Origin of the sequence: Kitasatospora sp. NPDC049285 (assembly GCF_040678815.1) — a bacterium.
Classification (GTDB): domain Bacteria; phylum Actinomycetota; class Actinomycetes; order Streptomycetales; family Streptomycetaceae; genus Kitasatospora.
Genome location: NZ_JBFAQR010000001.1, coordinates 89,540 through 115,561 on the forward strand (window position 1 = coordinate 89,540; position 26,022 = coordinate 115,561).

Below are 26,022 nucleotides of genomic sequence, written 5' to 3' on the forward strand. Positions count from 1 at the left end.
GCGCCCAGGCCCAGCAGCGGCAGCAGGACATCCTGCAGATCGCGACGGAGGCGTTCGCCGCCCGCGGCTACAACAAGGCCTCGCTGGCCGAGATCGCCGACGTCGCCGGCGTCACCCAGGCCGGCGTCCTGCACCACTTCCGCAGCAAGGCGCAGCTGCTCACCAGCGTCCTCGACCTGCGCGACGCCACCGACATCGAACAACTCGGCCCCGAACGCCCGCGCGGCCTCGCCTTCCTGCGCCACCTGGTCGACACCGCCCGGCGCAACACCGAACGCGAGGGCATCGTCCGCCTCTACGCCGTGCTCTCCGCGGAGAGCGTCACCGACGACCACCCCGCCCAGGAGTACTTCCGCGCACGCTACGCCGGGCTGCGCGCCATGGTCGCCGACGCCCTCGCCGAAGCCTGCGAACTCGGCGAACTCCCGGCCGCCACGGACCTGCGGGACGCCGCCAACGCGATCATCGCGGTGATGGACGGCCTGCAGGTCCAGTGGCTGCTCGCCCCCGCCGAGGTCGACATGGCCGCCTCGACCGACCGGGTGCTCGGCGCGGTGCTGGCCGGGCTCGGACACCGGGGCTGACGAGTCGTCACGGCCGGTCGTCGTTGCCTGCGGTCGGTCGAGGTCGGTAGCGGACTGCCGCGGGTTCAGGCTTCGGCGAGGTGGCGTTCGAGGGCGGCGACCACCAGGCGGTGGTCGTCGAGCTGCGGCAGGCCGGAGACGGTGACCGTACCGATCGGGCCGACGCCCTCGACGATGAGCGGGAAGGCTCCGCCGTGGGCGGCGAACCGGTCCGGGTCGAGCCGGGAGTGCTGCTCGAAGCTCTGGCCCTTCGCGGCGAAGCGCAGTCCGACCAGCAGGGAGGAGCAGCCGTACCGGTCCGCGGTCCGGGACTTGCGTTCCACCCAGGCGTCGTTGTCGGCCGAACTGCCCGGCAGGGCGTAGTGGAAGAGCTGCTGCCCGTTGCGGCGGATGTCGACCACCACGGGCGCCCGCTCGGCGCGGGCCAGCTCCACCAGCAGCAGGCCGAGCCGCCAGGCGTCGTCGTGGTCGAAGTGCGACAGGCGCAGTCGGCGCTCCTGCTCCTCGACCTGAGGGATCAGCAGTTCGGCGTCTTCGCGGTTCATCGAGTGCTCCGGGTGCGGGTGCGGGTGCGGGGGCTCAGTGGGTGGGGGCTCGGTGGGCGGTGGTGGGCAGGGTGACGGTGCGGCGTTCGGTGGCGGAGCGGCGGGCGGCCTCCAGCACCGTCAGCGCGGCCACCGCGTCGTACGGGTCGACCGGGGCGGGACCGCCGTCGTGCAGGGCGCGAGCCACCGCCGCGTAGAACGCCGGGTAGTCGCCCGGCAGGGAGGGGTGCGGGGCGGCGGCGTCGTCGGCGCCGAGCAGGCCGCGCGCGGACTCCGGGACCTCGCCCCAGCCCGGGCCGGGTCGACCGCCGGAGCGCAGCGCCGCCTCCTGCGGGTCCAGGCCGTGCACGGTGTACGCCGACCGGCTGCCCAACACCCGCAGGCGCGGGCCGAGTTGACCGGCGAGCGCGCTCATCCACAGGTGCGAGCGGGTGCCGGAGGCGTGCGTGAGCGCCAGGAAGGCGTCGTCGTCGACGGCCGCGCCCGGACGGCGGGCGTCCACCTCGGCGTACACCTCGCGCACCGGGCCGAACAGCGTCAGCGCCTGGTCGACCAGGTGGCTGCCCAGGTCGTACAGGATGCCGCCCGCGTCGGCCGGATCGGCGGACTCCCGCCAGCCGTCGCCGACTTCGGGCCGCCAGCGCTCGAAGCGGGACTCGAACCGGTGCACCTCGCCGAGCGCGTCCTCCGCGAGCAGCGCGCGGACCGTGCGGAAGTCGGCGTCCCAGCGGCGGTTCTGGAAGACCGTCAGCAGGAGGCCGCGCTCGGCCGCGAAGTCCGCCAGCGCGGCTGCCTCGGCGGCGGTCGCCGCCACCGGCTTGTCCACCACGACCGGGAGCCCCGCCTCCAGCGCCGCCCGGGCCACCGGCAGGTGGGTGCGGTTCGGGGAGGCCACCACCACCAGGTCCAGTTCCGCGGCCTCGGCCAGCAGCTGGTCGACGGAGTCGAGCGCGCGGGCCTGCGGGTGCTCGCGGCGCAACTGCTCCCGGCGGTCGGCGGAGGCCGTGACGACGGAGTGCAGGCGCAGCCCCGGGGTGGTCGCGATCAGCGGCGCGTGGAAGGCGGCACCGGCCAGGCCGAAGCCGACCAGGCCGACCCGGAGTGGGGCGGGGGTGGCGGTGGAAGCGTTCGCGGTGGTCATGCCGACCAGTTAAACAACGCTGTTTCCTAAGTGCAAGTGGGAGAGCGCGCTGCGGGGCGGTGGGGCTGTGCGTGAGGACGGGTTGGGATGGCGGGGGCTGCGGGGTGGTGAGTTCGGCTGGCCGGGATTGGGGAGCGCGAGCGTGCGGGGGCTGCGGGGCGGTGGCTCGCTCGGCTGGCGCTGTACGGCCGTGGGTGAGGACGGGTTGGGATGGCGGGGGCTCGTGAGGTGGTGAGTTCGGCTGGCCGGGATTGGGGGAGCGCGAGCGTGCGGGGGCTGCGGGGCGGTGGGCGCCGTTGGCCGGGCGGTAGGAGTGCGGGGGCCGGGGCCGGGGCCAGGGCGGAGTGCGAGGGCGGTTGGGGGTGAGCAGGCAGAATGGCGGTATGACGACGCCGCAACCGGGTCGGGCCGGCAGTAATCTGACCGGCCTGCGTGATCACAACGACGCGCTCGTTCTCGGGTTGCTGCGTGGGGCGGGCGAGGGCAGCAGCCGGGTCGAGTTGGCCGCGGCCACCGGACTCACGCCGCAGGCCGTCGGAAAGATCACGGCGCGGCTGCTGGACGACGGCATGATCACCGAGGCCGGGCAGGCCGCGTCCACCGGCGGGAAGCCCCGGACGCTGCTGCGGCTGCGCGGGGAGGCGGCCTGCGCCGTCGGCGTCCACCTGGAGCGTGACGAACTCACGGTCCTGCTGGTGGACCTGACCGGACGTCACCACTACCGGCACGCGCAGCCCCTCGACCCGGACCTCACCCCGCCGGAGGTCCTCCCGCTGGTCGTCGCGCAGATCGAACGGGCCGTTGCGGCGGCACCGCGCGGCGCCCGGCTGCTCGGTGCCGGAGTCGGCTGCCGCGGGCCGCTCGACCATGCCCGCGGCGTGCTGCACTGGTTCGGCCGACCAGGGGTCCGGCCGCGCTCGGAGTGGCAGCGGTACCCGCTGCGCGAGCGGCTCGCCGAACGCCTCGACGGGCTCCCGGTGGTGGTGGACAAGGACACCAATGCCGCGATCCTCGCCGAGACCCGCGCCCCCGGCCTCGGCCGCTCACTGGCCTACGTGCACCTGGCGGGCGGCCTCGGCGCCGGGCTGGTACTCGACGGTGCGCTCTACCGCGGAACCCGCACCAACGCGGGCGAGTTCGGCCACCAGACCGTCCAACTCGACGGCCCGCTCTGCGACTGCGGCAACCGCGGCTGCCTGGAAGCCCTCTGCCTGGCCGAACTCCGGCGCGGCGACCACGAGGCGGTGGCCCGCCTGGTCGGCGTCGGCGTCGCCAACCTGGTCCGGCTGCTCGACATCGACCACATCGTCCTCGGCGGCCGCGCCGTCCTGGACGCCCCCGCCACCTACACCACCGCCGTGGCCGCCCAGCTACGGGCCCGCATCCCCGAACCCGACTGGCAGCCCGTCCCCGTCACTCCCGCCACCACCGGCTCCCTGGCCGTCGCCCTCGGCGCCGCCGAACTCCTCCTCGGCCCGCTCCTCGGCCGCCGCGTCTGACCATCCGTCGGAGCGGCCCCGAACGGCCCGCGGCCGTGCGGGCCTGTCACCCGCCGACCACCGGTCCCTCGCCGTCCGGTCCACCGAATCCCCGCCTCGGCCACGGTCGTTCGGTTCGCGCCGGCGGGCGGCGTCAGTGGGCGATATGCCTCGTGAAGTCGTAGGTCACGGGTCGGGTGTGAACGGCGAGTTGGGTGCTCGTGTCGGTCGGCGCCCGATGACCATGGTGCATCTCATCGGGCAGGTCCCGGCTCCGGCGGGATGCCGGGTTCGGCTGCGCCCACGACCCGGCCCCCGCTACGACCGGTCTACGACAAGCTCACCGCCGACCCGCGGGCCCATCGCCGACCTGGGGTTCATCGGCCTCGACGACGGTCCTCCGCACGCCGACCCGGCGGTGATCACCGGTACGACGTGGCCCGGACCCGATCCCTGAGCCGCAGTCAGATGCAGTCCGACAAGGCACTGGCCGCGGCGCAGGCCCCGGTCGAGCACGGCGTCGCCCAGCTCAAGAACTGGCGCGTCCTCGGCAAGGTCCGCACCGACCCGAGCTGGGCGACCGCGCTGGTGCGGGCCCTGCTCGTGCTGACGAACCGTGAAGTCGCCCGCTGACGGATGATCTTGTCGGCCGACTACCGCTCCGGACCTGCCCGAGCGTCCTGATGCCTGCCGCACACCAGGACGTCTGACGTGCAGCCCGTCTCTCCCCATGGCGCGACCGCGAAAGTTTGACGAGAGCACGGTGCTGAAGGCCGCTCGGCAGCAGTTCTGGCGCACCGGGTACGCGGCCACGAGCATGGCGGACCTCTGCGAGGCGACGGGGGTGGCGTCGCAGAGTCTGTACGGTGCTTTCGGCAGTAAGCACGGTCTGTTCGTGAAGAGCCTGCGGGACTACTGCGAGCAGCAGATGAACGGGCTGCAGGCGGACCAGGAGTCGGCCGCGAGTGCCTGGGAATGGCTCATGGCGCAGTGACCTTCGGTGACAGCGCCCGCCTGGGACTGACCGAGGACGGCTGTTACCTCTCCGGCTCGGCCGCCGCGCTGGCCCGGCAGGACGATGACGTCAGCGAAACGGCACGGCGTACGTATGAGTGCATCATCGCCGTCTTCACGACCGCACTGCAGCGGGCCAGGGTCGCAGGTGAGATCCGGTCGGACACGGACATCGAAAAGGCCGCGCTGAGCCTGCTCGCGGCCATGCAGGGCATCGAATTCCTGCGCAAGTCCGGCATGGAGGATGCTCGGTTCCAGGAGGCGAAGGCAGGCATCGTGGACACCGTCAGCCGTGCTTACGGCGCCGACCGGGGCACCCGGAGCTGACGGCGGGCTGCCCCAGCGGCCGGGGCCGGTCGCGGGTGCGGCGTCAGTCCGTGGTGGGCGGGGTCTTGCGGGCGTGCAGGACGTAGGCGTCGAGGGGGAGGGGGGAGCGGTCGAGTAGGGTGAGGCCGGCGGCGGTGAGGAGGGCGGCGTAGTGGGCGGCGGTGCGTTCGCGGCCGCCGACGTTGCAGCGCATGTGCAGGTCCCAGGCGGTGGCCAGGGACGGGGAGTTGTCGGCGGGCAGGACGCGTTCGACGATCAGCAGGTCGGCGTGGGCGGGCATCGCGGCGGCGAGGTGGCGCAGGATCTCGCGGCAGCGCTCGTCGTCCCAGTCGTGCAGGATCCGGGAGAGCAGGTAGACGTCGCCGCCCGACGGCACGTCGGCGAAGTCGCCGGACCGGCAGCTGGTGCGGTCGGCCAGACCGGCCGCGTCGAAGCGGCGGCGGGCGGCCGCGGCGACGTGCGGGCGCTCCAGCAGGGTGCCGCGCAGGCCTGGGTGGGCGGTGAGCACGCGGGCGAGCAACTCGCCGGTGCCGCCCGCCAGATCGACCACGGTGCGCGGGAGCGGGTCGGCGGCCGCGGCCCGGATCGCCGGGTGGGCGGGCAGCGGGTCGAACATCCGGGCGCTCGCGGCCATCGACCGGTCGAACAGCGCGGCGAGTTCGGGACGCCGGGCGAAGTGGTCGAAGTGGTTCTCGCCGAACAGGTCGTCGAAGGCCACCCGCCCGGTCCGCACCGTCCCGGTGAGCCGGCCGAACGACTGGTAGAACGGGCCTCCGTACATGAGCGCCAGCGGCCGCAGCGACCCCGGCACGTCGTCGCGCAGCAGCGCGCCGGCGGGAGTGAGCCGGAAGACCTCGCCGTCGTGGGCGACCGCGCCGAGCATCGCCAGGTAGCGCAGCAGCGAGGTCAGCGCCGCCGGGTCGGCGCCGACCGCCGCGGCCAGCGCCTCCGCGGAGACGGGCAGGCGCTCGTCCATCGCCTCGGCGACCCGCAGCTCGGCGAAGGCGGCCAGTGCCTGGGTGGTCCACGCGCCCGTCAGTTGGCGCAGCAACGATTCGGCGGGCTCGGCCGCGCGCTGCTCCGCCAGGTGGTCCGCGAGCACCTCGCGGTGGTCGCCCGGCGCGTACAGCTCCACCCGCCGACAGCCCGCCTTGGCGTCGGCGGACGCGGTGAAGTAGAAGACCGTGCCGTCCTCGTGCGGGTTGTAGCCGCCGCCGTCCGGACGGGCGCCGTGCCGGGCGAAGAGCGCCGACAGGCCGCGCAGCACCAGCGGGTCGGGCCGGTCCACCTCGAAACCGAGGTGCGGCTCGTGCTGCGCGACGCGCTCCGCCGAGGCCACGTCGGTGAGTTCGGAACCCGGCGGCACCGTCAGTGCGAACACCTCGACCACCCGGGGCTCGCCGTCCAGTCCGGACACCGCCGGGCGCAGGATGGCCACCTCCAGCCCGTCCGCCGCCCGGCGGTGACGGTCCGCCAGGCGCTGCCGGACCACGGTGCTCGGCTGCGGCGGCTCCGGCGCGCTCAACCCGCAGTCGGCGAGCGCGGCGTGCAGGGCGTCCCGGTCCGGCGGGAAGACCAGGACGGCTGCGTGCGCGAACCGGCAGCGGTCGGTGAGGGCGCGCAGCTCCACCCCGTCCAGGCCGGGCAGCAGCAGCGGGAGCAGGGTCGCGGTGTCGTGCGACCGGACGTAGTCGACCGCCGCGCGCAGGACGTCCGTGTCGGTGGGGACGGTGGTGCTGGTCATCGTGCGCTGGACCTCGGTTCGGTGCGTGAGCGAAACGTTTCTGGATGCTGCGCGAGGGGTCTCGCGGTCAGGCGGCGGGCGCAGCAGGTGGGGAGGGCAGAAATCAAGTCCCCCGTGGCTCGAATGTGTTGAAGATCTGTCACGGATCTTGATCGTAACCACCGGATTGCAACGTTTTGGTCCGTATTCACCCGATCGGGGGGTGAAGATGCATGCGTCGATGGCCGAAGCCGACCGGGCCGACCGGTCCGGCCGGTCCGGCCGTTCCGAACGCCGACGCGCCGGCCGGTGAAAGTTTCAGCTCCGGCCGGTGGTTGACGGTGCGTCGGCGAGATGGCGAGATGGCGAGATGGCGAGACGGGGACGCGGGCGGTTGCGGGGAGGTCAATCTCCGGTCAGGCGGAGAGGCGGCGTTCGAGCGGGGTGCGGAAGCGCGGGGTGACCCGGGTGTCGGCGAGCCAGGAGCGGAGGGTCGCGGCCTCGGCGTCGAGGGCGGCGCGGGCCTCGGACCCCGCATCGTCGAGCAGCTCGAACACCACCTCGCCGTCCGCGCGTTGGGCCCAGCCGCCGACGACGCGGCCGTTCCACCAGGCGGTCGGGCCGAGGTTGCCGGTGCGGTCGAGCAGTTGCGGCAGGTGGTCGGGGGAGAGGTACCAGTCGCGGTGCTTCCATCCCATCGCGGTCGGGTCGAGGGCGGGCAGCAGCGCCGCCCAGGGCCCCGGGTCCTCGACCGGTGCGAGATCGTCCGGCAGTACCGACCCCGCCGAGCCGTCGGCCAGTTCGACCTCGACGGCGCCGTTGGCGGCGAGCGCCGCCCGGACCTCCCGGACGCCCCAGCCGGTCCACCAGACCAGGTCCTGCTCGGTCGCCGGGCCGTACGAGGCCAGCCAGCGGCGCGCCAACGCGGCCTGAGCGCGCGAGACTTCGGCGCCGGACGGCTTCGCCCCGGGCTCGCCGGCCGCCCAGCGGTGCTGGCTGCTGGTCCAACTCCCCACCGGGCGGCGGCGGATGATCGAACCGTCCATGCCGAGCACCCGCAGCAGCCGCATCCCGACGGTCTGGGTGGCCTCGTACGAGGTGCCCGCGCCGTAGACCATCTCCGCGCGCAACTCCGGTACCGCTGCGCTGAGTTGGGTGCCGGTCAGCTCGCCGTCGGGAGCGTCGAGGAGCGCGGCGCGGACGGCGGCCTCGGTACGGGCGGTCCAGGCGGCGTCCAGGCCGGCCGCGGCGAAGCTCTTCAGCAGGCGGGTCCGTTCGCGGGCGGCGACCTTGGCGGTGGTGGAGGCGTACAGGTCCGGCGCGAGCTCGGCGGCCACCACGAACAGCGTGTTGCGCATGCCGTGCAGCCGCAGCAGGGTCCGGTCCCGGTACAGCGCCCGCTCGGTGTCCGCGACTCCGGGGGAGGCCAGCCGCGCCGCGACGGCGAGGAAGACCGTGGCCGCGTCGGTGGCGTGCAGCGCGACCAGATCGTGCCCCACCTGCTCCGCCCGCTCGGCCCGCACCCCCGGCGCGAGCCGATGCCGCGACGCCAGGCGGGCACGGCGCTGCTCGTCGCTGAACTGCGCTCGGCTGGGCACGAGTTCCTCCTCCGGAGCGGGTCTCGGGACAGCCTGCCACGCGGCGCCCCGGCGCGGGCCCGCGACGCGCAGACGGTGGGGGCCGGGAGGTCCGGGCTGCGCGGCGGACCCCCCGCGGCACCGGCGCGAAAGGTTCAGAGGGCACGGCCGGGGTGCACGGGCCGCGCGTGGCACACGGCCGTGGAGGCCCCGGTCCGGTGCGGCGGACGGGAAGGCGGCAGCTCGCCGCGGGCGGTGCGGTGGACCGGGCCCGGAGAGGGCCAAGGCCCGCGTAGCGGTGGGCGGTTGCGGTGTCCGTCACTCAAGCGGGAGCGCTCCCACGGGTTTTGTCGAACTTCTTGACGGGACCGCGAGGTCATGGCTTCATATCCGGTGTCCCCAGGCCGAGTTCGCCTCTGCCCGGGCCAAGTATGGGAGCGCTCCCATGAATTGAGGGCGTGTTCCCTCGAGTCCGTCCCCCACCCGAAAGGACTCCCGTCACTGTGTCGGCCCAACTGACTCGCCGTCTTCGGACGGCCGCAGCGGCCGCGGCGCTCACCGTCGCGACCGTCCTGCCGATCGCCACGGCGACCACCTCCGCGCACGCTGCCACCGCCCGCGTCGACAACCCGTTCGTGGGTGCCGGCGTCTACGTGAACCCCGAGTGGGCCGCTCACGCCGCCGCCGAGCCGGGCGGCTCCGCCGTCTCCAACCAGCCGACCTTCGTGTGGCTGGACCGCATCGCGGCCATCAGCGGCGCGAACGGTTCGATGGGTCTGCGAGCCCACCTGGACGCCGCGGTGCAGCAGGCCGCGGGCAAGCCGTACGTGTTCCAGGTCGTCATCTACGACCTGCCGGGCCGCGACTGTGCGGCGCTGGCCTCGAACGGCGAGCTCGGCCCCACCGACCTGCCGCGCTACAAGAGCGAGTTCATCGACCCGATCGCGGCGATCCTGGCCGACCCGGCCTACGCGAACCTGCGGATCGTGACCACCGTCGAGCTCGACTCGCTGCCGAACCTGGTCACCAACGCGGGCGGCACCAACACGTCGACGCCGAACTGCGAAACCATGAAGAGCAACGGCAACTACATCAACGGCGTGGGCTACGCGCTGGCCAAGCTCGGCGCGATCCCGAACGTCTACAACTACGTGGACGCCGGCCACCACGGCTGGCTCGGCTGGGACTCCAACCTCGGTCCGACGATCGACGTGCTGAAGCAGGCGGCGACCTCCTCCGGTTCGACGCTCAACAACGTGCAGGGCTTCGTCGTCAACACCGCCAACTACGGTGCGCTGCACGAGCCGAACTTCACCATCGACGACACGGTGAACGGCACCTCCGTCCGCCAGGCCAAGTGGGTCGACTGGAACCGCTACGTCGACGAGGCGACCTACGCGAAGGCGTTCCGGGACAAGGCCGCCGCAGCGGGATTCAACTCCAACGTCGGCGTGCTGATCGACACCTCCCGCAACGGCTGGGGCGGCGCCAACCGGCCCACCGGCCCGGGCCCGAAGACCACCGTGGACGCGTACGTCGACGGCGGCCGCATCGACCGCCGCTTCCAGACCGGCAACTGGTGCAACCAGTCCGGCGCGGGCCTCGGCGAGCGGCCGAAGGCGGCCCCGGAGGCCGGCATCTCCGCCTACGTGTGGGTAAAGCCCCCGGGTGAGTCGGACGGTGCGAGCTCGGCCATCGCCAACGACGAGGGCAAGGGCTTCGACGGGATGTGCGACCCGACCTACACGGGCAACGCGCGCAACAACAACAACATGTCGGGCGCGCTGCCGAACGCCCCGCTGGCGGGCCACTGGTTCTCCGCCCAGTTCCAGGAGCTGCTGAAGAACGCCTACCCGGCGCTCGGCACCGGCACCCCGGACACCACCGCCCCGTCCGTCCCGACCGGCCTGGCGGCGACCACCACCTCCAGCAGCGTCTCGCTGTCCTGGACCGCCTCCACCGACAACGTCGGCGTCAGCGGCTACGACGTCTACCGCGGCGGCACGCTGGTCGGCTCCACCAACAACCTGTCGTTCACCGACACCGGCCTGAGCGCCTCGACCGCGTACTCGTACACGGTCAAGGCCCGGGACGCGGCGGGCAACGTCTCCGCGGCCTCCGCGGCGCTGAGCGTCACCACCGCGGCCGGCGGCACCACCGACACCACCCCGCCCAGCACCCCGACCGGCCTGGCCGGGACCACCACCTCCAGCAGCGTCGCGCTGACCTGGAGCGCCTCCACCGACAACGTCGGCGTCACCGGCTACAACGTGTACCGCGGCGGCACCCTGGTGGCCTCCACCACCGGCACCTCGTACACCGACACCGGGCTGAGCGCCTCGACCGCCTACTCGTACACCGTCAAGGCGAAGGACGCGGCGGGCAACCTGTCCGCGGCCTCGGCGGCGCTGGTCGCCACCACCCAGGCCGGCAGCGGCAGCACCGGCGGCTGCTCGGCGACCTACTCGATCAGCAGCGACTGGGGCGCGGGCTTCAACGCCAACGTCACCGTCAACAACACCGGCACCGCGGCGATCAACGGCTGGAAGGTCACCTGGAGCTTCGGTGGCAACCAGCAGATCACCAACCTGTGGAACGGCGTGGTCAGCCAGTCCGGCAAGGCGGTGACCGTCACCAACCAGTCCTACAACGGCACCGTCTCGGGTGGCGGCAACACCAGCTTCGGCTTCGGCGCCAACTACTCCGGCACCAACGCCCTCCCCACCCTGAGCTGCACCGCCAGCTGACGCCGGCCGCAGCGCACTGAACACAGCCGCCCACGTGCAGAGTCTGCACGTGGGCGGCTGCCCGTTCCGGCCCGCTCCGACGAGCCGTCAACCGGACAGCCGGAACGCCGAGTTGACCAGTGCGACGTGCGTGAAGGCCTGCGGGGTGTTGCCGAGCTGGCGGCCGGACGCCGGATCCCACTGCTCGCTCAGCAGCCCCAGGTCGTTGCCCAACGCGACCACCCGGCCGAAGAGTTCGCGGGCCTGGTCGGGCCGGCCGATCACCGCCAGCGCGTCCGCCAGCCAGAACGAGCAGGCCAGGAACGCCCCTTCGTCGCCGGGCAGCCCGTCGCCCCGGTGCGCCGCCTGCCCGTCCGGCGCGTAGCGGCGGACCAGCCCGCCGTGCTCCAGGCCGCTCTGGACCGCCTCGACGGTGCGCACCACCCGCGGGTCGTCCGGCGGCAGGAAGCCGGTGGTCGCGACGAACAGCGTGGCCGCGTCCAACTCGCGGGCCCCGTACGACTGGACGAACACACCGCGGCGCGGGTCGACGGCGTGCGCGCAGACGTCGGCGTGCACCTGGTCGCGCAGCGCCCGCCAGCGGTCCACCGGGGCGGGCAGGCCGGTGGCCTCGGCCATCCGCACCGCGCGGTCGGCGGCCACCCAGGCCATCACCTTGGAGTGGGTGAAGTGCCGCCGCTCGCACCGGACTTCCCACAGGCCCTCGTCGGGTTCGCGCCAGCCGCGCTCCAGTCGGCCGATCAGGGTGCGCAGCAGGCTCCAGACCTGGCGCTCCATCGGGATGCCGGCCTGCAGGGCGAGGTGCAGGGTGTCCACCACCTCGCCGTAGACGTCGAGTTGGAGCTGGCGGACGGCGGCGTTGCCGAACCGGACCGGGCGGGAGTCCTGGTAGCCGGGCAGCCAGTCGGCCTCGGTCTCCGGCAGGCCGCGCTCGCCGGCCACCCCGTAGACCGCCTGCACCCCGGCGGGGTCGCCGGCGATCGCGCGCAGCAGCCACTTGCGCCAGGCCGCGGCCTCCTGGCGGAAGCCGCCGCGCAGCAGCGCGGACAGGGTCATCGAGGAGTCGCGCAGCCAGCAGAACCGGTAGTCCCAGTTGCGCACGCCGCCGAGCACCTCCGGCAGCGAACTGGTGGGGGCGGCGACGATGCCGCCGGTGGGCTCGTAGGCGAGCGCCTTCAGGGTGATCAGCGAGCGCAGCACCGCCTCGCGCCACTCGCCGGTGTAGCGGCACTGGGCGGCCCACTGCTGCCAGCCGTCGAGCGTGGCGGCGAGCAGCGCGTCCGGGTCGCTGCGCGGGGTGGTGGGCAGGTGGGAGGGCTGCCAGGTGAGCAGGAAGCGCACCCGCTCGCCGGGGGAGACGGTGAACTCGGAGGCGGTGGCGCCGGCCTCGCCCCAGGTGTGGACGCCGGGCGGGACCCGCAGCCACGCCGAGTCGGGGCCGGCCACCGCGACCCGGTGGTGCTGGGTGCGGCGCACCCAGGGCTCGATCCGGCCGTGGTTGAAGCGCAGCCGCAGCTCGCTGCGGACCGGGACGGTGCCCCGTACGCCCTCGACGATCCGCACCAGCTGCGGCACCCGGTCGCGCTGCGGCATGAAGTCGAGCACCCGCACCTCGCCGTCGGCGGTGCGCCAGAGCGTCTCCAGGACCAGGCTGTCGGCGAGGTAGCGGCGCTCGGCGGACTCGGCGGCGGCGGGCGGGGCGATCCGCCAGGCGCCGTGCTCGGGGGTGCCGAGCAGGGCGGCGAAGCAGCTCGGGGAGTCGAATCGTGGCAGGCAGAGCCAGTCGACCGAGCCGTCCCGGCCGACCAGGGCGGCGGTCTGCAGGTCCGACAGCAGTGCGTAGTCCTCGATACGACCGGCCATGCGCCGATTCTCCGCCGCCTCGGCGCAGGTGCCACGCGGGACGCGCCCGCCGCCCGATCGGCCTCCACGGCTTGCAGTGGTGATTGGATGTATAGGAAGATCTTTATGTCCTGTTGTCACTTTCTGACCGCCGCCGGAAGGGGTGCCGTCATGGCGCGTCCGAACTGGGTGCCCGCCGGGACCGATCTCGACAAGCCGAACGCGGCCCGGGTGTACGACTACTACCTCGGCGGTTCGCACAACTTCGAGGTCGACCGCCAGATGGCCCGCAGGGCGATGGAGCTCTGGCCCGACCTCCCCATGATCATGCGCGCCAACCGTGCGTTCCTGCGCCGCGCCACCCAGTTCCTCGCCGAGGAGGGCATCACCCGCTTCCTCGACATCGGCTCCGGCATCCCGACCTTCGGGGCGGTGCACGAGGTGGCCCGGGAGTACCAGCCGGACACCGAGGTGGTCTACATCGACATGGACCCGGTGGCGGTCGCGCACAGCCGGCTGATCCTCGCCGACGACCCGCTCAGCCACGTGGTCGACGCCGACCTGCGCAACATCGACGACCTGCTGGCCCGGCCCGAGGTCGAGGCGCTGCTGGCCCCCGGCGAGCCGGTCGGCGTGATCCTGAACGCGGTGATGCACTTCGTCACCGACGCCGACGAGCCCGAGAAGATCCTCGCCACGCTCCGCGAGGCGCTGCCCAGCGGCAGCCTGATGGTGCTCTCGCACGCCTCGCTGGAGGGCCGCCCCGACCAGGCCGGCTCCCATCAGGACCTGTACAAGTCCACGCCGACCCCGCTGACCATGCGCAGCCGGGAGCGGATCACCGCCATGTTCGAGGGCTTCGAGCTGGTCGAGCCCGGAGTGGTCTACCTGCCGGAGTGGCGGCCCGAGGACCCGGAGGCGGTCGGCCCGCACCCGGAGCGGATGACCGGGATGGCCGGCATCGGACGCCTGTCGTGACCGAGCGGCCGCCCGCGGGCCATGGGTTCCTCGCCGCGTGGGCGGCCATGCTGCGCGCCGGCCACGGCGCCGCGGTGCGGCCCGGCGTGCTCAACCCGTTGATCGCCCGCACCGGCGAGCTGCTCCAGCGGGCCGCGCTCGACCTGCCGTTCCGGTCCGAACTGGCCGAGCAGGTCGGTGCGTTGCTGATCGACAACCACTTCACCGACCCGCAGCTGCTGTCCGACGCGGTGCAGCTGATCCAGCGTCAGCCGGTCCCCGACGACCGGGGCCCGGCGCTGTCCGGCGCCTTCGCCTCGGGCTGGGCGGCGGCGCTGCGCGAGCGGACCCTGCGCGAGCAGGAGTCGATCCGGCTGGCGGCCGACACCGCCCGCCAGGAGGTCGAGAAGGCGCTGCGGGCCTCCGAGGCGCGGTTCCGCGCGCTGTTCGAGTCCGCCGCGATCGGCATCGGCCTCGGCGACACCGACGGCAACATCCTGGCCGTCAACCGGGCGCTGGGCGAGATCTTCGGCGGCGGCCCCGAGGACATGACGGGCGTGCGGGTCAACGACCTGGTCCACCCCGAGGACACCCCCGGCGTCTGGGAGGCGTACGAGGAGCTGATCAGCGGGAAGCGGGAGTACTTCCAGTTCGACAAGCCGTACTACCGGCGCGACGGCGAAGTGGTCTGGACCCACCTGACGGTCTCGCTGATCCGCGACGACGACGGCGTCCCGCAGTACCAGGTGGCGATGCTGGAGGACATCACCGACCGCTACCGCCTGCAGGAGCGGCTGCGCCACCAGGCCACCCACGACCCGCTGACCGGGCTGCCCAACCGGGCGGCGTTCTTCGAGCGGCTGGAGAAACTGTTCGAGGAGCCGGAGCCGGACGCCAGGTTCGGGCTGTGCTACGTCGACCTGGACGGCTTCAAAGTGGTCAACGACAGCCTCGGCCACGACATGGGCGACCAGCTGCTGACCGTGGTCGCCGGGCGGCTGGAGGCCGCGCTGTCCCCGCTCGGGCACCTGGTGGCCCGGCTCGGCGGCGACGAGTTCGTGGTGCTGCTGGAGAACTGCCGCGGCGAGCAGGAGGCGGTCGCGGCCGCCAAGACCGTGCTGGCCGCGCTCACCAAGCCGGTGGTGATCGGCGACCACCGGCTCGCCGTCGGCGCCAGCGTCGGCGTCCTGGAGCGCCGGATCGCCACCACCACCCCCGGCGCCGCGGTCCGGGCCGCCGACCTGACGCTGTACCGCGCCAAGGAGGCCGGGCGCGGCCGCTGGACGCTGTTCGACCCCAAGGAGAACGCCCGCGCGGTCAGCCGGTACGCGGTCTCCGTGCGGATGCCCGCGGCGCTGGACCGCGGCGAGTTCTTCATCGACTACCAGCCGATGGTCGACCTCGCCGACGGCTCGATGGCCGGCGTCGAGGCGCTGGTGCGCTGGCGGCACCCGCAGCTCGGCGTGCTCGGGCCGGAGGAGTTCGTCGGCGTCGCCGAGGAGACCGGCCTGATCATGCCGCTCGGCCGCTGGGTGCTGGAGCAGGCCTGCGAGCAGGCCGCCGACTGGGTCGCCCGGTTCGGTGAGCGCGCCCCCAAGCTGAGCGTCAACCTGGCGGTCCGTCAGGCCCGCAACGCCGGGCTGGTCGGGGACATCGACCGGATCCTGCGCAGCACCGGCCTCGACCCGTCGATGCTGCAGCTGGAGATCACCGAGTCCACCGTGGTCGGCCCCGAGGACGAGGCGCTCAAGGCGCTGCACGCCCTGGTCGACATGGGCGTCTCGCTGGCCGTCGACGACTTCGGCACCGGCTGGTCCAACCTCGCCTACCTGCGCGACCTGCCGGTCTCCAGCCTGAAGATCGCCGGCTCCTTCGTCGGCGACCTGCACGACCCCGCCAAGGACACCCACCTGGGCTGGCGGATCGTCAGCGGCCTGGTCTCGCTGGCCCACACGCTCGGCCTGTCGGTCACCGCCGAGGGCGTGGAGAGCCGCGCCGACGCGGAGCGGCTGCGGCTGATGGGCTGCGACTGGGCGCAGGGCTGGCACTTCGGCCGCCCGGTGCGGCCCGGCGAGATCGCCCGCCGGATCGCCGAGGCCGACCTGACCGAAGCGGACATTCACGGCATCAACCCGTAGAACGCCCCAAGTCGCCGGATATTACGACAAAACCGCACGAAGCGGTTGACAGGGCGTCGGTGCCGGGCAGAGGATGAAGACCTGGAACCGCTTCTCACGCGGTACACCAGGAGAGCGGCGCAGCAAGCGCCCCGGACGGCGATCGCCCTTCTTCGGCGTCGACCGTCCCGGCGGGGGGAAGCAGCAGGGGAGACCAGCGGGGGAGTCCCGGACCGCACCGCGGTCCCGCACACCGGTCACCTCCCCGCGCGCCGCAGCCATCCCTCACCACGGGCACCGCCGTGCCCTTTCCCGCCTCAGCGAGAGGCATTCCGCGATGAGCACCACCCTGCCCACCGGGCAATCCACCGCGCCCCCGGCCGTCGACGGCCATCCGCTGCGCCGGGCCGGCGACCGCATCCCCGAGCACGCCCTCGGCCGCCGCGCCGACGACAGCCGGCCCGAGCGCGCCCCCGGCCGCCGAGCCGGCGACTACGCCAGCCGACACACCGTCAGCCTGGTCGTCCCCGCCCGCGACGAGGCCCGCAACATCCCCTGGGTCTTCGAGCAGATCCCGCGCTGCGTCGACGAGGTGATCCTGGTCGACGGCTCGTCCCGGGACGCCACGATCACGATGGCCCGCCAGTGCCTGCCCGCCGTGCGCAGCGTCCAGCAGACCGGGCCCGGCAAGGGCAACGCGCTGCGCACCGGATTCGCCGCCGCCAAGGGCGAGTACATCGTGATGATGGACGCCGACGGCTCGATGTGGCCCGGCGAGATCCCGCACTTCCTGCACTTCCTCGACCACGGCTACGACTTCGTCAAGGGCTCCCGGCGGATCGCCGGCGGCGGATCGCTCGACTTCACCAGGGTCCGGGCGCTCGGCAACAAGGCCCTGCTGATCGTGGTCAACCGCCTGTACGGCGGCGCCCTCACCGACCTGTGCTACGGCTACTGCGCCTTCCGCCGCAGCATGCTGGACGAACTCGACCTGCGGTCCACCGGCTTCGAGATCGAGGCCGAGATGATCGCCCACGCCCTGCGCTCGGGCCTGCGGATCGCCGAGGTACCGAGCCTGGAACTTCCCCGCCGCAGCGGTCGCTCGCACCTGCACGCCGTCTCCGACGGCCGAAGGGTGCTGCGGACCCTGATCGCCGAACGTCCCGGCGCCAGGACCGCGGCCACCCTTGCCGGGGGGGAGGAACGATGATGGGCCCCGACCGGCGCACCGGGACGGCCTGCCCGCCGCCCGCCGCCCGAGACTCGCTCCACACCCCCGTCGCCGTCGTCGAACTGGACCTGGACGAGCCGGGCGAGGTGCGCTCGCCCGGCGGCCGAGGACCCGCCGACCCCGACGGACGCGTGTTGGCGTTGGTGCGGCTGCACGGACACCCGCTCGGCCTGGTGAAAGCCACCGGAACGGCCGGCCACCGCGCCGCGCTGAGCCGGGCGCTGGTCGCTGCCGCCCATCGGGAACTGCACGTTCCCGCCAGGTCCACCGCGGCGCCCGCCGCCCGGCACACCCGGGCCGGCCGCGCCCGGGTGCCCGCGGACCTCCCGACGGTCTCGGTGATCGTCCCCACCCACAACCGGCCCGCCGTCCTGCGGCGCTGCCTGGAGTCGCTGCTGCGCTCCGACTACCCGTACTACGAGGTGCTGGTGGTCGACAACGCGCCCGCCGACGACGGCGCCCGCCGGCTCGTCCAGGAGCACTACCCGGACCGGGTGCGCTACCTGCGCGAACCGATCACCGGCTCGGCCCGGGCCCGCAACCGGGGCCTGGCCGCCGCCCGCGGCGAGATCTGCGCCTTCGCCGACGACGACGTCCTGGTCGACGCCGCGTGGGTAGGCGCCGTCGCCGACGCCTTCGCCGCCGACCGCGAGGTCGGCTGCGTCACCGGACTCGTCCTGCCCGCCGAACTCGACACCCCCGCCCAGCGGGTGCTGGAGGAGTACGGCGGCTACGCGCGCGGCTTCGACGCCCGCACCTGGTCGCTCGCCGACGCCGCCGCCGACCCGCTGCTGCGGTTCTCCGTCGGCCGGTTCGGCTCCGGCGCCAACATGGCCTTCAAGACCTCGGTGCTGCGCGCCGTCGGCGGCTTCGACCCCGCCACCGGCGCCGGCACCCCCGCCCGCGGCGGCGAGGAACTGCTGGCGTTCTTCCGGGTGTTGAACGCCGGCCACAGCGTCGCCTACCAGCCCGACGCGATCGTCTGGCACCGGCACCCGCGCACCGCCGAGGAGCTGACCAAGCAGGTCTTCAACTTCGGCGTCGGCTTCGGCGCCTACCTCACCGCCGCCGTCTCCCACCAGCCCGGCGTGCTCGCCCCGCTGGTGCGCCGGCTGCCCCGCGGCGTGTGGCAGTGGCAGACCGTGCGGCGGCGCCGCGCCAAGGCCGCACCCGTCGCCGTCCCCGCACCGATGCTCCGGCTCGGCCGCCGCGAGATGGGCGGGCTGCTCTACGGGCCGCTCGGCTACCTGATCAGCCTGCACCGCCAGCACACCGCCGTGCGCTGCGCCGGGGCCGGCTCCGGAGGCGAACGGTGATGACCACGCCCGCCACGCCGATCCCGCCGGCCCCCGCCGCGCTGGTCGACTACGACCTCGACCGGCCCGGCGACCTGCTCGGCCCGGGCGGCGGGCCCAGCCGGCCCGGGCCCGGCCCGGTACTCGCGCTGATCCGCCGTCAGGGCCGCCCGCTCGGCCTGGTCGCCGCCACCTCCGGCGGCGAGGAGGCCGCACTGATCCGGGAGTTGACGCAGGCAGGGGCCGACCTGCCGGAGCGCCCCGCGGCCGCCCCGGCCCGCCGCGCCCCGGCGGTCAGCGTCATCGTCTGCACCCGCGACCGGGAAGGGATGCTGCGACAGTGCCTCGACGCCCTGCTGCGGAACGGCTATCCGCAGGCCGAGTACCTCGTCGTGGACAACGCGCCCACGGACCGCGCCGTCGAGGAACTGGTCCGCGGGCGCTACCCCGGCCGGGTCCGCTACCTCCGCGAGCCGGTCCCGGGCCTGGCCCGGGCCCGCAACCGCGGCCTCGCCGCCGCCCGCGGCGAACTGTGCGCCTTCACCGACGACGACGCCCTCGCCGACCCCGGCTGGGTCGCCGCGCTCGCCGCCCGGTTCGCCGACGACCCGCGCACCGGCTGCGTCACCGGCCTGGTGCTGCCCGCCGAACTCGACACCGCCGCCCAGACCGCCTTCGAACGCTACTGCGGCTACACCCGCGGCTTCACCCCCGCCGCCTGGTCGCTCGACGACCCCGCCGACGACCCGCTCTTCCCCCTCACCGTCAGCCGCTTCGGCACCGGTGCCAACATGGCCTTCAACACCGAACTGCTGCGCTCCATCGGCGGGTTCGACACCGCGATCGGCGCCGGCACCCCCGGGCGCGGCGGCGAGGACCTGCTCGCCTTCCTCCAGGTGCTCTACTCCGGTGCCGTCGTCGCCTACCAGCCCGACGCGCTGGTCTGGCACCGCCACCGGCGCACCCTCGACGGCCTCGACGCCCAGGTCTACGGCTTCGGCGTCGGCTTCGGCGCCTACCTGACCGCCGCCGTCGTCCACCGGCCCGCCCTGCTCGGCACCCTCGCCGCCCGGCTGCCCCGCGGCGCCCGGCAGGCGCTGCGCCGCGGCGGACGGCAGGCCGCAGCCCACCGCGACCCCGCGCTCAGCGCGCTCGGCCGCCGCGAACTGCGCGGCCTGCTGCACGGCCCGGCCGGCTACCTGCGCGGCGCCGCCGAGCGCCGCCGCACCCGTGAAGGAGCCGGGCGATGACCGCCGCACCGCTCACCCGTGGCGCCGCCGCCGGCCGGACCTGCTCCTGCCCGCTGCCACTGCCCTGCGAGTGCGGCTTCACCGCGCTGCTGCGCGCCCGGCTGCGCGCGGTGCGCTCCCGCACCGGAGCCGCCGAACCCCTGCTGCGCAACGGCCACATGCTGGCGGGCAGCGCACTGCTCTCCGCCGCGCTCGGCTCCGCGTTCTGGATCCTCGGCACCCGTTGGTACAGCCCCGAGACCGTCGGCCGCTGCTCCGCCGCGCTCGCCCTCGCCGGACTGCTCTCCGGCCTCGGCCGGTTCAACCTCGGCGACGTGCTCACCCGCTTCGTACCCGCCGCCGGCCGGCACACCCGCTGGCTGGTGCTGCGCTGCTACGCCGTCAGCATCGGCGCCAGCGGCCTCGCCGCCGTCGGCTTCCTGCTCCTGGTCCCCTGGATCTCCCCCGAACTCACCTTCCTGCGCAGCCCCTTGCCCGCACTCGCGTTCCTGGTCGCGACGGCCGGCTACTCGGTCTTCGTGCTCCAGGACGGCGCCCTGACCGGACTGCGCCGCACCGGCTGGGTGCTCGGCGAGAACGCCCTGTTCAACGTGGTCAAGGCAGTGGTGCTGGCGGTCTGCGCCGCGCTGGCGCTCTCCGTCGGACTCCTGTACTCCTGGGCGCTGGCGCTGATCGTCGCCATCACCGTCACCAGCGTGGTGCTGTTCCGGCACGCCATCCCCGCCCACCAGCGTGCCGACACCGAAGGCGCGCCCAGGCCCCGGCGGGTCCTCAGCTACGCCACCGCCGACTACTTCGGCAAGACCGCCGGCGTGGCCTGCGCCAGCGTCGTCCCGCTGCTGGTGCTCAACCGGCTGGGCGCCGAACAGGCCGCCTACTTCGCGCTGGCCTACATCATCTCCGACACCTTCTACGTCGCGGTCGCCTCGATGGGCGGCTCGCTGGTCGTCGAGGGCGTCCGCGAACCCGCCCGGATCGCCGAACACGGCCGCCGGATGCTGCGGCACGCCGCCCTGCTGGTGCTCGCCGCGAGCGCCGTGGTGGTGGCCGCCGCACCCCTGCTGCTGCTCCCGTTCGGGGCCGGGTACTCCGCACACGGCACCACGCTGCTGCGGCTGCTGGCGCTGTCCGCCGTGCCCAACGTGGTGATCAGCGTCGCCATCGAGGTCGCCCGGGTCCGCCGCGCGCTGCGCACCCTGCTGCTGCTGGAGTTCACCTTCGCCGGGCTGGTGACGCTGCTCGTGATCCTCCTGCTGCCCGCCCTCGGCCTGCCCGGCGTCGGCCTCGCCTGGCTGATCGCGGCCTGCACCGTCGCCGTCCCACTGCTGGCCACCCTGCCGAGGTGGCTGCCCGCACCACAGAGGAGCCCGGCATGAACACCCGAGAAACCCTCACCGTGGTGATCTGCGCGTACACCCTGGACCGCTGGGACGACCTGACGGCCGCCGTGGCCTCCGTCCACGCCCAGCACCGCCCGGCCGAGGAAGTCCTGCTCGTCATCGACCACAACCCCGAACTCGCCGTCCGCGCCCGCGAACTGACGGGTACCCGGATCGTCGCCAACGCCGGTCCGCGCGGCCTGTCCGGCGCCCGCAACACCGGCGTCGCCGCCGCCCGCGGCGAAGTCGTCGGCTTCCTCGACGACGACGCCGCCGCCGAACCCGACTGGACCACCCGGCTGCTGGCCGGCTACCGCGAGGACGCCGTGCTCGGCGTCGGCGGACTCGTCACCGCCCGCTGGGACGGCGGCCGGCCCGACTGGTTCCCGCCCGAGTTCGACTGGGTGGTCGGCTGCACCTACCGCGGCTCGCCGCGCCGGGAGGCCGCCGTCCGCAACCTCACCGGCGCCAACATGTCCTTCCGCCGCACCGCGCTCGACGACGCCGGCGGCTTCCGCAGCGACCTCGGCCGGGTCGGCACCCGCCCGCTCGGCTGCGAGGAGACCGAGATCTGCCTGCGCCTGACCCGCCGTCACCCCGGCGGCCGGCTGCACTACGACCCCGCCGCCGTGGTCCGCCACCACGTCCCGCCCACCCGCGCCACCTGGGCCTACTTCCGGGCCCGCTGCTACGCCGAAGGCCGCTCGAAGGCCCAGGTCGCCCGGTACGCCGGAGCCGGCCCCGCGCTCGCCGACGAACGCGGCTACCTGCGCCGCACCCTCCCCGCCGCGTTCTGGCACGACCTGCGCCACGCCCGGCTGCGCCGCGCCGCCGCGCTCTGCGCCGGCACCGCGCTCACCGTCCTCGGCTACGCCGCCGGCACCCTGCGCGGCCTGCCCGCCCGCACCGCCACCGACCAGGGGAGGCAGCCGTGACCGCCATCCCGGTCTTCCTGTACCACTCCGTCTCCGACCACCCGCCCGAGTGGCTCGCCCCCTACACCGTCACCCCGCGGGCGTTCCGCAACCAGCTCGACCGGATCCAGGACGCCGGCCGCTCCATCGTCCCGCTGCGCCGCCTGGTCGCCGCCCTGCACGGCGGACCCGCGATGCCCCCCGACGCCGCCGTGCTCACCTTCGACGACGGCTACGCCGACTTCTACTGGACCGTCGCCCCCGAGCTGTCCGACCGCGGCCTGTCCGCCACCCTCTACCTCACCGTCGGCGCCATCCACCCGCCCGGCGCGGTCGGCTCCGGCAGCCTGCTGCCCGACACGCCCATGCTGAACTGGCGCCAGGTCGCCACCCTCGACGCCCTCGGCGTCGAGATCGGCGGCCACTCGATGACCCACGTGCCGCTGGACACCGTCTACGGCAGCCGCCTCGACGACGAGATCACCGGCTGCAAGCGCCGCCTCGAGGAGGCCCTCGGCCACGGCGTCAGCGCCTACGCCTACCCGCACGGCTACTCCAGCCGCACCGTGCGCACCCTGGTCCGCCGGGCCGGCTGGAGCTCCGCCACCGCCGTCGAGAACAAGTTCTCCTCCGACACCGACGACCCGCTGCGGATCTGCCGGCTGCTCGTCTACCACGACACCCCGGGCGAAGTCTTCGACAATTGGACCCACGGCCGTGGTGCCCGGGTCGGACCCGTCCCGGAAAGCCTCTACACCCGCGCCTGGCGCACCTACCGGCGGGTGCGGACCGCCCTCGGCAGCCCCGTCGGAGGACCGCCCCGTGAATGACCCGGGAGCAGCGATGGCGGACCCGCAGATCGCCCGACCGGCGGAGGCGCCCGCACGCACCCGCCGGAGCGGGCACCGGCGCGCCGCCGATCCGCGACTGTGGGTGGTGCGCGGCGCGCTGCCGCTCGCGCTGCTGCTGTGGCTGCTGTCGCTGCGGGGCGTCCCGCTCGCCCGCATGCAGGACCTCGGGCTGCTGCAGGTCCTGCCGCCGACGTACTGGGCCGCGCTCGCCGTCCTCACCGTCGGCTTCACCGCCGCCCTGCGGCTGCCCCGGCCACCCGTGCACTGGGCCGCGGGCTACGTGATCGGCCTGATCGCGATCGTCCACGCCACCCCCAGCCTGCTGTACCCGAACCTGCGCTACGCGTGGTCGTGGAAGCACGTGGCCGTGGTCGACGCGATGCTCCGGAACAACGGCACGGTGCCGCACGCCGGCAGCCTGGACATCTACAACCAGTGGCCCGGCTTCTTCCAGCTCAACGTGCTCTTCCTGCGCGCCACCGGCCAGCACTCCGCGCTCGGCTACGCCTCCTGGTACGAGCCGCTCGCCAACCTGCTGCTGCTCGGCCCGCTGCTGCTGCTGTTCGCCGCGCTCACCCGCGACACCCGGCTGATCTGGGGCGGCGCGTTCGTCTACTTCGCCACCTCCTGGGTCGGCCAGGACTACTTCTCCCCGCAGGCCTTCGCCTACCTGCTGTACCTGCTGGTGATCGCCCTGGTCATGCGGCGGCTGGGCGACCGCCGGGCGGGCGGCTGGCGGCTCGGGCCCTACCTGGTGCTGGTGGTGCTGATCGCCGCCGTCGTCACCTCCCACCAGCTCACCCCGTTCATGCTGGTCAGCGCGCTGCTGCTGCTCTCCCTGCCGCGCCGCAACCGGCGCACCGTGCTGCCCGTGCTGGCCGCCGCGGTCGGCCTGACCGCGCTGTGGGACGGCACCGTCGCCCGCCCCTACTTCGCCGCCAACCTGCACGACCTCGTCACCGCGCTCACCTCGCCCGACAGCAACGTGCTGGCCGGCGTCTCCGGCCTCGGCGCCACCGCCTCCGGCCAGGTCCTGGTCGCCTGGATCGACCGGGCCACCACCGCCGCCGTCCTGCTGCTCGCCGTCACCGTCCTGCTGCGCCACCGCAGGCTGCGCGCCACCGGCCTGCCGATGCTGCTGGCCGCGCCGCTGCCGCTGCTGCTCGGCAACCCCTACGGCGGCGAGATGATCTTCCGGGCGTACCTGTTCGCGCTGCCCGCGGCCGCGTTCCTGTGCGCCACCGCGATCTTCGGCCGCCGCCGCCCCGCCCCGCCGTGGCACGCCGCGGTGACCTGGGCGGCCCTGCTCGCCCTGCTCGCCGGGCTGCTGTTCGGCAACTACAGCAAGGAGGCGATGAACTACTTCAACGCCTCCGAGGCCGCCGCCGTCCGCTACGTCGCCGACAACGCCCCCACCGGTTCGCGGATCGTCTCGGTCACCTCCGACCTGCCCGGCGGCGAGCTCCGCTACGACCAGCACGAACGGCTGGTCCTCAGCCAGCTGTCCGTCGAGGACCAGCGCCGCCTGCTCACCGACCCGCTGCCGGTGGTCGAGAACCTGATGAGCGACGCCCGGGTCACCGGCCCGTCCTACCTGGTCCTCACCCGCGCCCAGGCCGCGGAATGCCTGCTCACCGGACGGTTCCCGGTCGGCACCGTCGAACGGGTCCAGCACGCGGTGGCGGCCTCGCCGGACTTCCAGCCGGTCTTCACCGGCGACGGCGCCGTGGTCTACCGCTACGTCCCGCCGGTCGCCGCGCCCACTCCCGCGGAAGGGAGTACGCCGTGAACGCCCACCAGCTGCCCTCGCCCGGGCACGCCGTCCTCGCCGCCTCCGGCTGGCTGGCCCTGCTCGCCACCGGCCTCGAGCCGGGGAACCCGCTGCGCACCGCCGTCGCCGCCGCCTTCGTGCTGTTCGGCCCCGGCATCGCCGTGCTGCGGCTCACCCGCACCGCCACCGCACTCCCCGCCGCCCTGCACGAGCGCATCGGCCTGGCCTCGCTCACCGTCGGCACCAGCCTCGCCCTCGCCGCGCTCACCGCCGAAGCGCTGCTGCTCACCGACTCCTTCACCACCGTCCGCGCGCTCACGGTGCTGGCGCTGCTCACCACCCTCGGCGCCCTCACCCCCGGCCGCCCCTGGCGGCCCACCGCCCGCCACGTGCTGCCGCTCGCCGTCGTCCTCGCCCTGCTGCTGGTCACCGGCTGCTCCGGCCTCGGCAAGGGCGACCCCGAGCCCACCGGCGGGAACGCCGCCCAGGCCGCCGGCACCACGGGCGCGGCGGGCCAGCCCGCCGCGCCCGGCCCCTGGCACGGCGTCTTCCGGGACGACTTCACCGGTTCCTCGCTCGACCGCGGCGACTGGGCCACGTGCTACGACTGGAACGTCGACGGCTGCACCAACGCCGGCAACCACGAGCTGGAGTGGTACCGGCCCGGGCAGGTCGCCGTCCACGACGGCCGACTGCAACTCACCGCGGCGCGCCACCCGACCACGGGCAGCGACGGGAAGAGCTACCCGTGGACCTCCGGCATGGTCACCACCGGCCGCGACACCTGGACCGGCCAGCCGCGGCACACCTTCACCTACGGCTACTTCGCGGCCGCGGTCCGCTTCCCCGGCCCCGCCGAGGGCTTCTTCCCCGCGTTCTGGCTGATCCCCGCGGACACCCGCAGCACCCCGCCGGAACTCGACATCGCCGAGTTCCCCGGCAACAACCAGGCGGTCGACATGAACGTGCACTGGCAGACACCCGACGGCCGGGACACCCACACCGGTACCACCTGGGGCCCCGTCGACCTCGCCGACGGATACCACCTGGTCGCCGTGGACTGGGAGCCGGACTCCGTCACGTGGTACGTCGACGGCGTCCAGCGCTTCCAGGTCACCGACCCGGCGCGGGTGCCGCACGTGCCGATGGAGATCGTCCTCAACCTGGCCGCCGGATACCCCTCCGCCCCACCCCCCGCCGTGCAGAACGCCCGGTTCGACGTGGACTGGGTCGCGGTGTGGCAGCACTGAACGCCCCGCGCACGTCGCCGATCGGAGAA

At 74.1% G+C, this 26,022-nt stretch carries 21 protein-coding genes; 16 read left to right on the plus strand and 5 right to left on the minus strand.

The window, feature by feature from the left end; all coding sequences use genetic code 11:
• Positions 1-38: 38 nt before the first annotated feature.
• Positions 39-584: a TetR family transcriptional regulator C-terminal domain-containing protein gene (locus AB0K51_RS00415; RefSeq protein WP_363449324.1), complete on the plus strand. Its 546-nt coding sequence runs from the start codon at positions 39-41 to the stop codon at positions 582-584.
• A 65-nt stretch (positions 585-649) separates the two neighbouring features.
• Here AB0K51_RS00415 and AB0K51_RS00420 read toward each other — a convergent pair whose 3' ends face one another.
• Positions 650-1,129 carry a heme-degrading domain-containing protein gene (locus AB0K51_RS00420; RefSeq protein WP_363448821.1) on the minus strand — a complete coding sequence of 160 codons (480 nt, stop codon included), beginning with the start codon at positions 1,127-1,129 and terminating at the stop codon, positions 650-652.
• Between the two features lie 34 nt (positions 1,130-1,163).
• A complete protein-coding gene (locus AB0K51_RS00425) occupies positions 1,164-2,270 on the minus strand; it encodes a Gfo/Idh/MocA family oxidoreductase (protein ID WP_363448823.1) in 1,107 nt (368 codons plus the stop codon).
• Positions 2,271-2,653: 383 nt separating this feature from the next.
• On the opposite strand from AB0K51_RS00425, the gene AB0K51_RS00430 reads away from it, so the two are divergent.
• The 4 genes from AB0K51_RS00430 (at position 2,654) to AB0K51_RS00445 (ending at position 5,089) form a co-directional block, all read left to right on the plus strand.
• Complete coding sequence (locus AB0K51_RS00430) at positions 2,654-3,769, plus strand: ROK family protein (protein ID WP_363448825.1); 1,116 nt, start codon at positions 2,654-2,656, stop codon at positions 3,767-3,769.
• Between the two features lie 447 nt (positions 3,770-4,216).
• Positions 4,217-4,381: a hypothetical protein gene (locus AB0K51_RS00435; protein ID WP_363448827.1), complete on the plus strand. Its 165-nt coding sequence runs from the start codon at positions 4,217-4,219 to the stop codon at positions 4,379-4,381.
• A 130-nt stretch (positions 4,382-4,511) separates the two neighbouring features.
• On the plus strand, positions 4,512-4,742 hold the full coding sequence (locus AB0K51_RS00440; RefSeq protein ID WP_363448829.1) for a helix-turn-helix domain-containing protein: 231 nt from the start codon (positions 4,512-4,514) through the stop codon (positions 4,740-4,742).
• Positions 4,739-5,089, plus strand: a complete 351-nt coding sequence (locus AB0K51_RS00445) for a hypothetical protein (RefSeq protein ID WP_363448831.1) — start codon at positions 4,739-4,741, stop codon at positions 5,087-5,089. The genes AB0K51_RS00440 and AB0K51_RS00445 overlap by 4 nt, the downstream gene beginning before the upstream one ends.
• A gap of 43 nt (positions 5,090-5,132) precedes the next feature.
• Here AB0K51_RS00445 and AB0K51_RS00450 read toward each other — a convergent pair whose 3' ends face one another.
• Together AB0K51_RS00450 and AB0K51_RS00455 are read right to left on the minus strand one after the other, a co-directional pair.
• Complete coding sequence (locus AB0K51_RS00450) at positions 5,133-6,833, minus strand: methyltransferase (protein WP_363448833.1); 1,701 nt, start codon at positions 6,831-6,833, stop codon at positions 5,133-5,135.
• A gap of 395 nt (positions 6,834-7,228) precedes the next feature.
• Positions 7,229-8,410 carry a winged helix DNA-binding domain-containing protein gene (locus AB0K51_RS00455; RefSeq protein ID WP_363448835.1) on the minus strand — a complete coding sequence of 394 codons (1,182 nt, stop codon included), beginning with the start codon at positions 8,408-8,410 and terminating at the stop codon, positions 7,229-7,231.
• A 551-nt stretch (positions 8,411-8,961) separates the two neighbouring features.
• On the opposite strand from AB0K51_RS00455, the gene AB0K51_RS00460 reads away from it, so the two are divergent.
• The gene (locus tag AB0K51_RS00460; RefSeq protein WP_363449326.1) at positions 8,962-11,136 is read left to right on the plus strand and encodes a glycoside hydrolase family 6 protein; all 2,175 of its coding nucleotides are present in this window, start codon (positions 8,962-8,964) and stop codon (positions 11,134-11,136) included.
• A gap of 87 nt (positions 11,137-11,223) precedes the next feature.
• Here AB0K51_RS00460 and AB0K51_RS00465 read toward each other — a convergent pair whose 3' ends face one another.
• Positions 11,224-12,999 (minus strand): glycoside hydrolase family 15 protein, encoded by a 1,776-nt coding sequence (locus tag AB0K51_RS00465; RefSeq protein WP_363448837.1) that lies wholly within the window; start codon positions 12,997-12,999, stop codon positions 11,224-11,226.
• Positions 13,000-13,149: 150 nt separating this feature from the next.
• On the opposite strand from AB0K51_RS00465, the gene AB0K51_RS00470 reads away from it, so the two are divergent.
• From AB0K51_RS00470 to AB0K51_RS00515, 10 genes are all read left to right on the plus strand, one after another.
• Entirely contained in the window at positions 13,150-13,956 is an 807-nt protein-coding gene (locus tag AB0K51_RS00470) for an SAM-dependent methyltransferase (RefSeq protein ID WP_363448839.1), read from the plus strand.
• On the plus strand, positions 13,953-16,073 hold the full coding sequence (locus tag AB0K51_RS00475; protein WP_363448841.1) for an EAL domain-containing protein: 2,121 nt from the start codon (positions 13,953-13,955) through the stop codon (positions 16,071-16,073). Before AB0K51_RS00470 ends, AB0K51_RS00475 begins: the two co-directional genes overlap by 4 nt.
• A gap of 316 nt (positions 16,074-16,389) precedes the next feature.
• Positions 16,390-17,262, plus strand: coding sequence for a glycosyltransferase family 2 protein (locus AB0K51_RS00480; protein WP_363448843.1), 873 nt, complete (start codon positions 16,390-16,392; stop codon positions 17,260-17,262).
• Positions 17,259-18,599, plus strand: a complete 1,341-nt coding sequence (locus AB0K51_RS00485; RefSeq protein WP_363448845.1) for a glycosyltransferase — start codon at positions 17,259-17,261, stop codon at positions 18,597-18,599. Before AB0K51_RS00480 ends, AB0K51_RS00485 begins: the two co-directional genes overlap by 4 nt.
• Positions 18,599-19,828, plus strand: a complete 1,230-nt coding sequence (locus AB0K51_RS00490) for a glycosyltransferase (RefSeq protein ID WP_363448847.1) — start codon at positions 18,599-18,601, stop codon at positions 19,826-19,828. Before AB0K51_RS00485 ends, AB0K51_RS00490 begins: the two co-directional genes overlap by 1 nt.
• Positions 19,825-21,204 (plus strand): hypothetical protein, encoded by a 1,380-nt coding sequence (locus AB0K51_RS00495; protein WP_363448849.1) that lies wholly within the window; start codon positions 19,825-19,827, stop codon positions 21,202-21,204. The genes AB0K51_RS00490 and AB0K51_RS00495 overlap by 4 nt, the downstream gene beginning before the upstream one ends.
• The gene (locus AB0K51_RS00500) at positions 21,201-22,142 is read left to right on the plus strand and encodes a glycosyltransferase family 2 protein (protein WP_363448851.1); all 942 of its coding nucleotides are present in this window, start codon (positions 21,201-21,203) and stop codon (positions 22,140-22,142) included. The genes AB0K51_RS00495 and AB0K51_RS00500 overlap by 4 nt, the downstream gene beginning before the upstream one ends.
• Positions 22,139-22,951: a polysaccharide deacetylase family protein gene (locus AB0K51_RS00505; protein WP_363448853.1), complete on the plus strand. Its 813-nt coding sequence runs from the start codon at positions 22,139-22,141 to the stop codon at positions 22,949-22,951. Before AB0K51_RS00500 ends, AB0K51_RS00505 begins: the two co-directional genes overlap by 4 nt.
• Before the next feature lie 13 nt (positions 22,952-22,964).
• Positions 22,965-24,761 (plus strand): glycosyltransferase, encoded by a 1,797-nt coding sequence (locus AB0K51_RS00510; RefSeq protein WP_363448855.1) that lies wholly within the window; start codon positions 22,965-22,967, stop codon positions 24,759-24,761.
• Positions 24,758-25,993, plus strand: a complete 1,236-nt coding sequence (locus tag AB0K51_RS00515) for a family 16 glycosylhydrolase (RefSeq protein WP_363448857.1) — start codon at positions 24,758-24,760, stop codon at positions 25,991-25,993. The genes AB0K51_RS00510 and AB0K51_RS00515 overlap by 4 nt, the downstream gene beginning before the upstream one ends.
• Positions 25,994-26,022: the final 29 nt, after the last annotated feature.

Bases quoted from the DNA above. Each gene is read 5' to 3' on its own strand.
- AB0K51_RS00470 (WP_363448839.1), top strand. From the start codon at position 13,150: ATGGCGCGTCCGAACTGGGTGCCCGCCGGGACCGATCTCGACAAGCCG.
- AB0K51_RS00425 (WP_363448823.1), bottom strand. From the start codon at position 2,270: ATGACCACCGCGAACGCTTCCACCGCCACCCCCGCCCCACTCCGGGTC.
- AB0K51_RS00480 (WP_363448843.1), top strand. From the start codon at position 16,390: ATGAGCACCACCCTGCCCACCGGGCAATCCACCGCGCCCCCGGCCGTC.
- AB0K51_RS00495 (WP_363448849.1), top strand. From the start codon at position 19,825: ATGACCGCCGCACCGCTCACCCGTGGCGCCGCCGCCGGCCGGACCTGC.
- AB0K51_RS00435 (WP_363448827.1), top strand. From the start codon at position 4,217: ATGCAGTCCGACAAGGCACTGGCCGCGGCGCAGGCCCCGGTCGAGCAC.
- AB0K51_RS00485 (WP_363448845.1), top strand. From the start codon at position 17,259: ATGATGGGCCCCGACCGGCGCACCGGGACGGCCTGCCCGCCGCCCGCC.
- AB0K51_RS00450 (WP_363448833.1), bottom strand. From the start codon at position 6,833: ATGACCAGCACCACCGTCCCCACCGACACGGACGTCCTGCGCGCGGCG.
- AB0K51_RS00510 (WP_363448855.1), top strand. From the start codon at position 22,965: ATGGCGGACCCGCAGATCGCCCGACCGGCGGAGGCGCCCGCACGCACC.
- AB0K51_RS00465 (WP_363448837.1), bottom strand. From the start codon at position 12,999: ATGGCCGGTCGTATCGAGGACTACGCACTGCTGTCGGACCTGCAGACC.
- AB0K51_RS00490 (WP_363448847.1), top strand. From the start codon at position 18,599: ATGACCACGCCCGCCACGCCGATCCCGCCGGCCCCCGCCGCGCTGGTC.
- AB0K51_RS00430 (WP_363448825.1), top strand. From the start codon at position 2,654: ATGACGACGCCGCAACCGGGTCGGGCCGGCAGTAATCTGACCGGCCTG.
- AB0K51_RS00420 (WP_363448821.1), bottom strand. From the start codon at position 1,129: ATGAACCGCGAAGACGCCGAACTGCTGATCCCTCAGGTCGAGGAGCAG.
- AB0K51_RS00500 (WP_363448851.1), top strand. From the start codon at position 21,201: ATGAACACCCGAGAAACCCTCACCGTGGTGATCTGCGCGTACACCCTG.